Source organism: Microcoleus sp. D2_18a_B4, assembly GCF_036702475.1.
Classification (GTDB): Bacteria; Cyanobacteriota; Cyanobacteriia; order Cyanobacteriales; family Microcoleaceae; genus Microcoleus.
The window spans coordinates 10,972-22,456 of the sequence record NZ_JAUBTL010000090.1 but is presented as its reverse complement, the minus strand read 5'-3'; the positions used below and the strand labels follow the sequence as shown (position 1 = coordinate 22,456).

At 45.2% G+C, this 11,485-nt stretch carries 9 protein-coding genes and 1 pseudogene; 3 read left to right on the top strand and 7 right to left on the bottom strand.

The features are described 5' to 3' along the window. Positions 1-241: hypothetical protein (locus tag QUB04_RS30555; RefSeq protein ID WP_333290389.1), on the top strand; the 241-nt coding region annotated here is incomplete at its 5' end. A gap of 49 nt (positions 242-290) precedes the next feature. On the opposite strand, the gene QUB04_RS30550 is transcribed toward QUB04_RS30555, so the two are convergent. Continuing rightward, complete coding sequence (locus tag QUB04_RS30550; protein WP_333290387.1) at positions 291-728, bottom strand: helix-turn-helix domain-containing protein; 438 nt, start codon at positions 726-728, stop codon at positions 291-293. Between the two features lie 1,089 nt (positions 729-1,817). On the opposite strand from QUB04_RS30550, the gene QUB04_RS30545 reads away from it, so the two are divergent. Together QUB04_RS30545 and QUB04_RS30540 are read left to right on the top strand one after the other, a co-directional pair. Then, the gene (locus tag QUB04_RS30545) at positions 1,818-2,462 is read left to right on the top strand and encodes a pentapeptide repeat-containing protein (RefSeq protein WP_333290385.1); all 645 of its coding nucleotides are present in this window, start codon (positions 1,818-1,820) and stop codon (positions 2,460-2,462) included. Between the two features lie 697 nt (positions 2,463-3,159). Next, positions 3,160-3,936 (top strand): pentapeptide repeat-containing protein, encoded by a 777-nt coding sequence (locus QUB04_RS30540; protein WP_333290383.1) that lies wholly within the window; start codon positions 3,160-3,162, stop codon positions 3,934-3,936. A gap of 7 nt (positions 3,937-3,943) precedes the next feature. On the opposite strand, the gene QUB04_RS30535 is transcribed toward QUB04_RS30540, so the two are convergent. The 6 genes and pseudogenes from QUB04_RS30535 to pyrH form a co-directional block, all read right to left on the bottom strand. Further along, positions 3,944-6,949 carry a GAF domain-containing protein gene (locus QUB04_RS30535; protein WP_333290381.1) on the bottom strand — a complete coding sequence of 1,002 codons (3,006 nt, stop codon included), beginning with the start codon at positions 6,947-6,949 and terminating at the stop codon, positions 3,944-3,946. Between the two features lie 370 nt (positions 6,950-7,319). Then, a complete protein-coding gene (locus QUB04_RS30530; RefSeq protein ID WP_333290379.1) occupies positions 7,320-7,772 on the bottom strand; it encodes an NADAR domain-containing protein in 453 nt (150 codons plus the stop codon). Positions 7,773-7,850: 78 nt separating this feature from the next. Then, on the bottom strand, positions 7,851-9,071 hold the full coding sequence (locus QUB04_RS30525) for an RNA-guided endonuclease TnpB family protein (protein WP_333290377.1): 1,221 nt from the start codon (positions 9,069-9,071) through the stop codon (positions 7,851-7,853). Positions 9,072-9,621: 550 nt separating this feature from the next. After that, positions 9,622-9,831 (bottom strand): annotated as a pseudogene (locus QUB04_RS30520) (FAD-dependent oxidoreductase); the annotation flags it as partial. Positions 9,832-10,018: 187 nt separating this feature from the next. Further along, complete coding sequence (gene frr / locus QUB04_RS30515; protein ID WP_333290374.1) at positions 10,019-10,567, bottom strand: ribosome recycling factor; 549 nt, start codon at positions 10,565-10,567, stop codon at positions 10,019-10,021. Next, positions 10,554-11,282: a UMP kinase gene (gene pyrH, locus QUB04_RS30510; protein ID WP_333076369.1), complete on the bottom strand. Its 729-nt coding sequence runs from the start codon at positions 11,280-11,282 to the stop codon at positions 10,554-10,556. Before pyrH ends, frr begins: the two co-directional genes overlap by 14 nt. Positions 11,283-11,485: the final 203 nt, after the last annotated feature.

The window sequence follows — 11,485 nt, the reverse complement described above, 5'->3', positions numbered from 1 at the left end:
GTTCCGTTCTGAAGGAGAGGTAGGAGTGGTAACGCTCCTATCGACTCTAACTCCGTTGACCGTCAGGTTAGTTCACGCATCTTTCACAAACGCGGGAAAAGCATCAAATCTTCTCCCCTTCACCCCCATTGCCACAACATATAATTTATATGCTCCGCAGTTGAGGAGAGCGAGTTTTGTTAAAAAACAATTAGTCAGGTTTGTCGTGACGACGGAACTCCTCAAAATCTTCAAAAGCTGACGGTTAACCATTAGATAATCGGTGCTTAATCCGACGTGGTATGAACTGTCTAGACTTTCGTCAGCTTGGCTTTGAGCTGGTATCTGACTGTTGCATAAACCGCTTTATAGGAAGCCTCAATGCTGTATTCCTGCTGCAACCACTCTTGAATCTCTCCATAGCTTTTAAAGCCTTCCTGGGGGTTGCTGAGGCGCATTGCCAAACTAGCGCGGGCCAAAGGAGGAATGGCAGGCTTGCGGCCGCCGCTGTGCTTTGTTTCGAGGAGTCCTTCGAGTCCGTCAGATCGGTACTTTCTCAGCCACCGCTGCACTGTAATTCGATTTACCCCGATCGTCATTGCCAATTCTTTAACTGTCTTAACGTGACAAATTTTGAACAGGTAAAGTGCTTGAATTTTTTGAAAGCCACTTGCCGTTTTTTGTTCAGTTAACAGGTTTTTTAGTTCTTCACTTGTCTCTGTGATGCTAAGTTTACATACTCCAGCCATATTAATTCCCTCACGATTCGCGTTCTACAATACCTTTGTTTGACAATGGAGCAAAAGCTGCTCCTATCCTAAATGCTGACCTTTTGTTTGCCCTGAAGCAATACAAAAGCGATGGTTCTCATTAAACTTTTTCCTTCCTGGAGGCACTCAGACCCTCAGAAACCGGATTATTTTAACCTGGAGCAAGGTTGCAACGATTTTTTTTGGTAAAAAACCCGGTTTCTGGGTCAGTTTTGTATTTGATGGACAAGCGTCATTGCTAATACTGATAGCCGTTAACCGATCGACTCTAAGATTAGCGGCAATAGGTGACTCTTAAGGAATACCATTTATTCTTTTATTGTTAAACATCTATCATGGTTTTCCTGGTATCTCTTGGTAATTTTTGCGAACGTATGGGCGATTTTTAGTCATTAGGTGCTAGCAAACAGGCGAATGTCTGTACACCAGCGATCGCATTTTTATACAGACATTCCCCTAGTCCCCGAAGTGCATTTCTGGCTTTCGCTGTGCGAGAAATATTGATACATCAACACTCTCATTACCCGGAGCGGGTAGCGCCGAGTGACGTTGCAACCGACTTTCACAGCAAGCGGGCAAGTATCCGTGAAACTACTGGCTTTATCGCCAATTGAGTAAAACACGACGAGGGTGGCATTGTCAATTTCTCAGCATTACAGTATAAGTATCGGCTATTTTTGCCCGCATGCTGTGATCGAAAGCGGAGTTTCTATGTGATCCTACTAGCATTTTTTTGTGATCTTGGTCACATTGCTACTCAGTAAGCTCAACTACCCATAAAAAGTTATGGGTTGGATCGGAGTTTCCACGTAGAATCTTTGGGATTTAGTTAGGAAGTGCGATCGAACTTGTTGTTAAAATTTTTAAAGATAAATTTTTAACCAAAGGGAAAAGAGAATGCAGCTTTGTCCTTCACCCTGACCAAACCATCTAATTTATACTCAAACGTTGCAGATTGAGGGAAGTTTCACCCTGGGTGTGAATATTTCAGAATCTAAAATTGCAGAACATCCGGTGCAACCAGCTTCCTGAGAGTATTCTTCATTTAAAAGGTGTAGAGAAGCCACAATGAACGTTGACGAACTGCTGAAGCTATATGCAATAGGAGAAAGAAATTTTAGCGGGGTCTACCTGCACGAGGTCTACCTCTACGAAGCAGAATTGATCGGAGCCAATCTGTATGAAGCCGACCTGATTGGAGCCAATCTCAGCAAAGCCAAACTCAACAGAGTCAACTTTGGCAAAGCCAATTTGTGCAAGATTAATTTGAGCAAAGCAGACTTAGGTGGAGCCGACCTCACAGAAGCACTTTTACTTGAAGCTAACCTGCATCGAGCTGAGTTGATGGGAGCCAATCTCAGTAAAGCAGACTTGAGCGGAGCTTCCCTGATCCAAGCAACTTTAATTGGAGCCAACATATCTAGGGCAACACTCAGCCGTGCAGACTTGCACGGAGTAAATTTTTACGGAGTAAACTTGCGTAGGGCCGTACTCACAGAATGCGATTTAATTGGGGCAAACTTGAGCAAAGTAGACCTTAGCGGAGCCGACTTAATGGGGGCGAGTCTAATTAGGGCAGACTTGACTGAAGCGATTTTAAGTGCGTCAGACTTAAGCGGAGCCAACCTGTTGGGAGCAAACCTCACAAAAGTCAACCTGAGCGGAGTATATCTTAAGGGTACAACGATGCCCGACGGCACGATTCACGACTAATTTATCAGAAAATTGGGTTGAAAACCCTGTCCTTGTAGGACGGCTTTTTTCCATTGTTAAGTCAAATAACAAATCCATCTTAACAAATGAATATGGTAGAATAACCATATCAGACAAGATGTAAAAACCTACCCCCGGACTGGGGGAAAGTCTACGCCCAAAACATTTTTGAGGAGATATGACTACGCACTCTTTTGTGCCCAGAGTAGTCAGCCTGGGAACCCTAGGGATAGGGATATTAAGACTGAAATGTCTTAAGAATCCCCGTGCCTTAAGGCCGGGGAGTGTCAATTGTTAATTTTTATGGTTGCCGAGAACAGCGGCTAAAGGGTAATGAGCTTTTCATTACCCTAATTTATTGGCAGCGAAATCTTTATTTGACCGAAAGCATCCATGATACAAGCCCCCGGATTCATCCGTCCAGAAATAAAAAACCTGTATCCGATGAAACTTGCCCCCCGAATTTATCCGTGGGGTCAATGATTCAATTCTTTAATCTAAAATCTAAAATCTAAAATCTAAAATCGATTGACACTCAGGTAAGGCCGAGAACTTCAATCTAGGGTGCTGATGGCGCACAGAACTCCTACATACGGCAAGTCAAAAGATTTGTTGGGTGAACTTGTGTTATGGTGATTTTCAATTGCTTCGATAAAAGCTATTTTAGATTTAATATTTTGGATTTGGGACGGTTAAAATGAAACTCAGAATCCTCGCTGCTGCAACGCTGCTGAGCGCGATCGCCCCGATCGCTCCTGCAGCGGCCGAGAACATCCAACACACGCAACAATTACTAGCCACCCGACAGTGCCCCAACTGCGACCTCAGCAGTGCTGGCTTGGTTTTAGCCAACCTAACCGGAGCCAATCTCAAAGGTGCTGACTTGAGATTGGCTAACCTCAGCCGAGCCAACCTCACCGGGGCTGACCTCAGCGGTGCCAACCTCAGCGGCACCAGCCTGTTTGGCGTCAACCTGACGGGGGCGAACCTCACCGGTGCCAACCTCAGCGGTGCTGACTTGAGAAGTGCCTATCTCAGCGACGCCAATTTGCTCAACGCCAATTTAACTAACGCGCAACTGCTCGGAGTTAGAGGAATGCCAACCAATATTGGCACCGCTGAAGACTTCTACCGGTTGGGAGTGCTGGAAGCTCAAGCAGGAAACTACAGAAACGCCATTGATTATTACAATCAAGCCCTGAATCTGAAATCGGATTTAGCAGCCGTTTATTTTGCGCGCAGTATGTCTCGCGCTGACTTGGGAGAGTTCGCCGGCGCGGCTCAAGACGCTGCAATAGCAAACAAACTCTTTGCAGCTCAAGGAAATCCCCAAGGTGAGGAGTTGTCAAAGCAGTTAGGCGAAGCCATTGTGGCGCGCCAAAAGCCTACGGAGCCCCGCACTTCCAGCCGCGGCGACTTTATGAGTCTTCTCGGTTCGATCGGTTCTGTGCTGGTGAAGCTAATCTTGCCTTGACGGTTGCCTAATTCAGGGGAATCTCGATCCAGAACTCTGTACCATGACCGGGTACAGAAACACATTTAAGTACGCCTTGGTGTTTCTCAACTACAATTTGGTAACTGATAGACAATCCTAAACCCGTGCCCCGACCGACGGGTTTAGTAGTAAAAAACGGATTAAATATGTGAGAGATTAACTCTTTGGGGATGCCGTGACCATTGTCAGCAATGCAAATTCCTACCGTTTTTTCATCGATTAATTCAGTGCGAATCCGAATGCAAGGGGATGGGAAATCAGGAATCAAACACTCGGTGGTCGCATTTATATCTCCTGACTCGATAGGCAGTATTTGGGAGCTTAAATGCGTCGCCGCTGCACTTGCCGTTTGAAAGGGAAGATTCATAACTCGCTCTTTTTTTCCCATTTCTAGGGCATCAAGGGCATTACCTATCAGATTCATAAATACCTGATTGAGCGAGCTGGCATAGCATTCTACTAAGGGCAAATTGGCGTATTCTTTAATGATTTCTACGGTGTCGTGATCGGAATTGGCTTTGATCCGGTGCTGCAAAATCAACAGGGTACTGTCGATGCCCTCGTGAATGTCAACGGCTTTTTTCTCGGTTTGATCGCTCCTGGAAAAATTACGCAAAGATACAACTAACTGGCGGATGCGCTCAACTCCGACTGTCATGGAACCCAAAATTTTTGGCAAATCTTCGGCAAGAAATTCGATGTCGATTGCTTCGGAACACTCGCTAATTTCTGGGTGGGGATTGGGGTAGTGCTGGCGGTAGAGTTCCACCAAGCAGAGTAAATCTTTGGTGTATTCGCTGGCGTGGGAGAGATTGCCGTAGATAAAGTTAACGGGGTTATTGATTTCGTGGGCGACTCCGGCCAGGAGTTGTCCGAGACTGGACATTTTTTCGGTTTGAATCAGTTGGGCTTGGGTATTGTGCAATTCTGTGACTGTTTTAGCTAGCTGTTCGGCTTTTAATCGATCGGCAGTTGCTGCATTGAGACTTTCTTGATAAAGTTCTGCTTGGTGAATGGCGATCGCAGCTTGAGCAGCTAAATGTTGCAGCAATTCCTGTTCTGCAGTTTGCCAAACTCTCGGCCCAGAACACTCATGGGCAATCAGCAACCCCCACAATTGCGAATCTTTGCCCATCATGGGCACAATTAAACTTCCTCTCACCTGCAACTCTTCCAAAAATTCGCGGTGACAGGGTGTTAAATCATCAGTATAAATATCATTAATTGCTCGCACCCGTCCGGCTCGATAAAAGCACTCTGAGCCTTCGGGAAAGCATCCTTGTGGAGATGTAATACCTAAAATTGACTGCCACTGACCGCAAACAGCTTCGACAACTACCTCGCCCTGTTTGTCTGCTGCAAATTGGTAGATAACCGTGCGATCGGTATCCAACAAAACTCTGACTTCTCGCACAATCGTTTGCAGTATGATTTTTAAATCTAAGGTGCTGCGAATCTGGTCTCTAACTCGCGTCAATACTCTGGCAAAGTCCAATGATTTTTGCAATTGGGCGGTGCGTTCTTGAACTTGGCGCTCTAAGTTGGCATTCAAAGTTTGCACTTCTTTATAAAGAACGTACTGCCCAATTGCCGAACAAAATTGGCTGCCTATAGCTAAAGCTTGCTCAATTTCCTCGTACTTCCACTCGGGCGACTGACCTTTTTTTATTTCTCGCCAGAGTTCAAAGGATTGTCTGGGAAGGATTTGTTCAGCGCTGGTGTCAAAGCGCCCCGCCCACATTTTTTCGGTATCAATTGCATTGCGAAAAATGGTCAAACAGCCGACTACTTGTTGTTTGTAGTGGAGGGGAATTACCAGCAAACCCCGAATTCGAGTAGCTTGGAAAGCGGGAACTAAAACTCTAAATAGAGGTTCTTTGTATAAGTCTGTAATTATCCCAACAGGGAATTGAGAATTAGTAAAACTCGCCAATTTGGGAAGTTGTTCGGTATTTTTGAATCCTTTAGTTAGCCATTCCTGCCAGAGGGGATGAGCTTCGATCGCCTTAACTTTTTCCCAGTTGGGAAGTGTCGGTTGTTCTCCTGTGGTGAACAGTTCAAAGGTAGCATCACTGTGGCCCGGGGCAATTGGCAATCCTCCCTCAATCTTGGAAGCGGATAACTTTTCACCGTTGATGTTCGGCTGGTTGAGATAGAGTCTGCCACCGCTACCGCCTAAAGCGGTGACGGTGGCTTCTAAACCCTGTTGCAGTTGAATGTTTACGTGACCATATAACAGGGCTGCTATGCGGCTCACGGTAGCTTCGCGGGCGGCTTGAGAGCGGGTTTGCTGGAGGAGGAGCGCGTGGGCTATAGCGCTAGACAATTGATCTGATACGAGCTGAACTACTTCTAAATCTGCTGGTGAAATATGGAGGGGCGCGGAGTGGTGAGACACTAAAAGTCCCCACAGTTCGATGTGAATTTTTTGATTATTTCCTGGCTCGTATCGAGTCAGACACGTCGCCGCATCGCAGATATCTGTTTTGCTGTTTGGCGACGCGATCCTGCGGTGCAAAATCGGCACGACTAAGGAAGATTGCACTCCCATTGCCATCAGGTAAGCGGTGTGGCAAGGATCGAGCGATCTGTAGTGGATCTCTTCCTTTACTAAAGGTTGACCGGTGTCTGCTGCATCGAGGGGACTCAGGACGATCGTCCCTGAGTTAACATCTATTATTGTCCGCTGGCGCAAAGTGACATACATCTCCCTGGCCCTTGCGGGAATGTCGTCTGCTGGAAAGTGCAGTCCTTTCAAGGAAGGGAGATGGTTGTTATTAATTGACTCCGCAACAACTTCTCCACTGCCGTCGGCACTAAACCTGTAAATCATAATGCGATCTGTTTTCAAAAAAGACCGCACTTCTGCTACCGTACTGGTTAAAATATCTTCTAATTCTAGAGATTGGCGAATGCGTTCTGTTATCCGCCGTATCAAAACTTCTCTGTCTAGTTTGTAATGTAATTCTTGCGTATTTTCTCTGAGTTGCATAAATCTCCTTTGGTACTTATACAAGGATAATAAGAAGTTTTGATGTCCTGTTGGAGCGTTCAAACTCAAATGCCTCACCCTGAGTTTTTGACTCAACCGATCTGTACAATTAATCCGTCGCGCACTTGTCAGAGACGACGGTGTATCGCCTCTGGTGGGCTGGGGTAAGTAAAATCTGCGATCGCGCCGGTTTAATCCTTGCCTTCAACAGGCAGAGCGACTTAAGCAAATAGTAATTATTATTTTAATGCTCTTATAAATTTCTCGCAATCTTAAACTCTCACTAGGAGAATTCTTCATTGTTAGGATAAGTTGACATTTGTTGTAGAACTTCATATAATGAGAATTAACGAAAGAATTTGAGCTTCTATCAGCGCCCCTGGTGCTGACTAATTTCTTGGCGCACGCTCATCAGAATTTTACCCAAATGATTTTGACCGGTTCGATCGCAGCCACACCCCCAGTAGTAATCCGTTGGCGAATCCTCGACAATCACTCGATCCCCTGTGGCGAGGAGAATAGCTTGAATGTCTGTATGAGTGAGAAACTTAGTTAAAACTGCTTCGCGCATAATGGGAATTTTCACGGCTTCCCAATCAGCGCGAATCCGGTGGTTGGGATCGCGACCTAATTTAGCGGCTTCTTGAGGAGTTGCTACGGCTCGAATCGCCGCCACTAATCTTTCATCAGTGCTGACAAATTTTTGGGCTTGATAGTAATGTTCCACAGTCAACCAATATTGACCGTGCAGACAAATGTCGTGTAGTGAAAAATTAGAAAAGCAGCCGTAAGGCTCCTCTACTTTATAAAAATAAATTATCATTAGATTTGAAATTATATATTTTACAGGATTTAGGTAGAATTTGACATCCACCCCGGCGTGAACGCACGGGGATTCCATCTATTCAAGCCAGTCAAAAATTGACAATTGCTTAAATTCTGGTGGGTTGACGCTTCTTTGGGTGCTGCTATCCTGGGATAGTCTTATGCTTCCTCCACGCCCGTTTAAAGTCTCCGAAAGTCCTCCGGCGACTAAAATGTTAGTTGCGGCGTTAATATCCCTATCATGAGACGTGCCACAGTTGAGGCAAATCCATTCTCGAATTGAGAGATCTAATTTCCCGATTTTAAACCCACAACAAGAGCAGGTTTTAGAAGTCGGTTCCCATCTATCAATGACTCGAAAATCTCTGCCATATTTTTCTGATTTTGCTTCTAGGAAAGTTCTAAATGTTCTCCAACCTAAATCAGAAATTGCACGGGATAATTTGCGGTTCCTAACCATTCCTGACACATTTAAGTCTTCTAACACAATCGTTTGATTCTCACGAATGAGTTGAGTTGATAACTTGTGCAGGAAATCTGTGCGAGTATCAGCTAGTTTAGCGTGAAGTTTAGCTAACCGATTTCGATAAAATTCATGTCGTTTAGATCCTTTGGTTTTCCGAGATAGAGATTTAGATAACTTTTTCAGCTTCCTAATCCTTTTCTTTAGGGGTTTGGGAGCTTTTATTTTTTGTCCGTTACTCAGAGTTGCAAAGGTTGAAATTCCTATATCGATACCAACTGAACTATCAGAAGATGGCAAGACTTCGGGTTGAACTTCCACGACAAAACTGAGGAAATATCGGTCAGAACTGTCCTTGATGATTGTGACTGAACTGGGTTCTGAGGGCAACTCTCTTGTCCAAATCACCTTAAGCTTCCCAACTTTCGCTAAATAAACCTTCTCACCTTTGATGGAAAATCCTAGTTTAGTGAATCGGGCGGATTGTTTAGATTTCCGCTTTTTAAAACGAGGGGGTTTAACTTTTTGTCCCTGACGTTTCCCTTTACATGAATTGAAGAAGTTTTGGTATGCTTGCTCTAAATCGTTTAAGGATTGTTGTAGGGGAACTGCTGAAACTTCTGATAACCATTCCCGTTCCTCTAACTTCTTAGCTTGAGTGATAAATTGCTTTTGAAGTTCGGCATTTTTCGGTTTCTTTTTGCCTCCAATATATTCAGAAATGCAAAAACCTAGACTATCGTTCCATACTACTCTGACACACCCAAATAACTTGGCTAACGCCAATTTATGAGAGGGTGTCGGATAGCATCGGTAGCGATATCTAGCTTTCATTTGTTTTTGATATTTACTGTCTTTATCTTAACATAAACCAGAATAAAAAGCCGTCCTAAAAGGACGGGGCTTTAAACCCAAAATTTTCGGTAATTATTCAGGCTGCGCCTCAAACACCTTACCGCGCTCTTAGTAACGTGTGAAACCACTTTTTGCCTCCAGGAGTATTTGAGATTGATTCTATAAGCAGCGCGGGGCTTGTATTAAAAAATCCTCACATCGACTTTATTTTAAATAGGAGTTACCCTTTTGAACCCCGTTTCTTGGAAAAAATTCGGTTGAGCAGCGAAAAATCTAGGAATCAACTGGCTTTCTGAGGAATAGTGCGTAATTCCTATTTTTAAATTAACGATTAAGAATTGGGAATGAAGAATAAGGAATTGGGATTTAAGAATATTCCTTCTTCACGCTTGACATCGTTCTAAAACGGCATCAGCGGTACGAACTTTAACGCTTAGTCTTAACGGCTGCTAGTTGAAAACTAGCCGTCTGGTCAACAGGCTTTATTCAAGCCCACATCATACCCTACGGGTTAGTGTGCGGTAGTTGACGTGTAGCTAATTTTGTTAGCTTTCAGAGAAATAGCTGGCGTCCGGTCAAAATCGAGCCATTGGGCGATCTCCCCTGAAACGCCGCCGCCAGGTTTATTGCGAAGCAGAGACGCTTTTTCTACTACCAAAACAGAACGTCCCTGCTTTGCCAAGTGATAAGCTGCTGTGCTACCTGCCGGGGCTGCACCGACAATAATGCAATCAAACATTTTGGGTAATGGGTAACTGGTAATGGGTGATTGGTCATGGGGCAGGAGGAATTCGTAAGTTAATGAGTGTGAAATCTTGAGTTTTTAACTCACAACTCACAAATCATTAAGCGTGTGCTCGTTGTTCGCGGCCGACTCTGAGCAATCTCAAAACTATTCCTATTCCCCCTGCCCAATTTCCCATTGCCTAAACAGTCGTGATATCTTTCTCTTTCGATGCCAGAACTTCTTCTATTTTCGCAATGTACTTGTCCGTCAGCTTTTGAATTTTATCTTGCAAGTCCCGCGATTCATCTTTAGAGATATCGCTGCTTTTTTCCTGCTTGCGAATCGAGTCAACGGCATCGCGGCGGATATTGCGAATTGCAACTTTACCTTCTTCAGCAAACTTACTGGCCATTTTGACAAATTCTTGGCGTCTGTCGCTCGTCAGCGGCGGAATGTTCAAGCGAATAACAGAACCGTCGTTGTTGGGAACGAGTCCTACATCGGACAGGGAAATTGCTTTTTCGATCGAGGTAAGCGCTGTGCGATCGAACGGTTGAATGGTGATCGTAGTCGCATCCGGGGTGCCGATATTGGCAAGGGATTTGATCGGAGTTGGAGAGCCGTAGTAATCTACCATGACTCGATCGAGGAGGGAGGCGTTGGCCCGTCCCGTCCGAATAGTATTAAAAGACCGTTGAGTAGCCTCAACTGCCTTTTGCATATGATCTTCTGCGTCAGCTAACTTCACAAAAACCTCCGACAAGAGTTCCAATAGATTCTCCCATTACAGCTCGATAGATGTTGCCCGACACCGAGAGGTCAAATACCATAATAGGAATATTATTTTCTTTGCAAAGGGCGATCGCCGTACTGTCCATCACCCGCAAATCTTGATTCAAGACGTGGGCATAGGTGAGGGTTTGATACCTGCGCGCGTTGGGGTTGAGGTGGGGGTCGGAATCGTACACCCCATCTACCTTAGTAGCTTTAAAAATGACCTCTGCATCAATTTCAGCCGCCCGCAAAGCGGCTGTTGTATCAGTAGTAAAAAAAGGGTTGCCAGAACCGGCACCAAAAATCACTACTCGTTTTTTTTCTAGGTGGCGAATCGCCCGCCGCCGGATGTAGGGTTCAGCTACTTCTTGCATGGCGATCGCCGATTGCACCCTCGTTGGCACTCCTGCTTGTTCCAGGGCATCCTGCAAAGTGATAGCATTCATCACCGTAGCAATCATGCCCACATAATCAGCCGTTGCCCGATCCATCCCTGCCGAAGCAGCTTTCACCCCGCGAAAAATGTTGCCGCCACCGACAACAATCGCGATTTGAATGCCTTGGGACACGACTTTGGCCACTTCCTGGGCGATCGACTGAACCACTATCGGATCGATGCCGTAGCCCAAGCTGCCCATCAGCGCTTCACCGCTGAGCTTCAGCAAAACTCGCTGATAAACCATCCCCATGTCGCCACTATTTTTTTACTCTTTTTGCCTCCACCATAAGATAGCAGTACGGGTGCATTTTGAACATCAATTGCCCGGAACAGGCATCCTGCTTGTGTTGCAAGAGAATTTGTTTGTGGCGCGGGCTGCTAGGTGAACAGGCAAGATGCCTGTTCCACAACCGGATTTATTTTTTTTCTGTGAATGCTAGGTGAACAGGCAAG

Excerpts from the sequence above, each read along its gene's own strand:
- QUB04_RS30525 (WP_333290377.1), bottom strand. The coding sequence starts at position 9,071 with ATGAAAGCTAGATATCGCTACCGATGCTATCCGACACCCTCTCATAAA.
- QUB04_RS30550 (WP_333290387.1), bottom strand. The coding sequence starts at position 728 with ATGGCTGGAGTATGTAAACTTAGCATCACAGAGACAAGTGAAGAACTA.
- pyrH (WP_333076369.1), bottom strand. The coding sequence starts at position 11,282 with ATGGGGATGGTTTATCAGCGAGTTTTGCTGAAGCTCAGCGGTGAAGCG.
- QUB04_RS30540 (WP_333290383.1), top strand. The coding sequence starts at position 3,160 with ATGAAACTCAGAATCCTCGCTGCTGCAACGCTGCTGAGCGCGATCGCC.
- QUB04_RS30530 (WP_333290379.1), bottom strand. The coding sequence starts at position 7,772 with ATGATAATTTATTTTTATAAAGTAGAGGAGCCTTACGGCTGCTTTTCT.
- QUB04_RS30545 (WP_333290385.1), top strand. The coding sequence starts at position 1,818 with ATGAACGTTGACGAACTGCTGAAGCTATATGCAATAGGAGAAAGAAAT.
- QUB04_RS30535 (WP_333290381.1), bottom strand. The coding sequence starts at position 6,949 with ATGCAACTCAGAGAAAATACGCAAGAATTACATTACAAACTAGACAGA.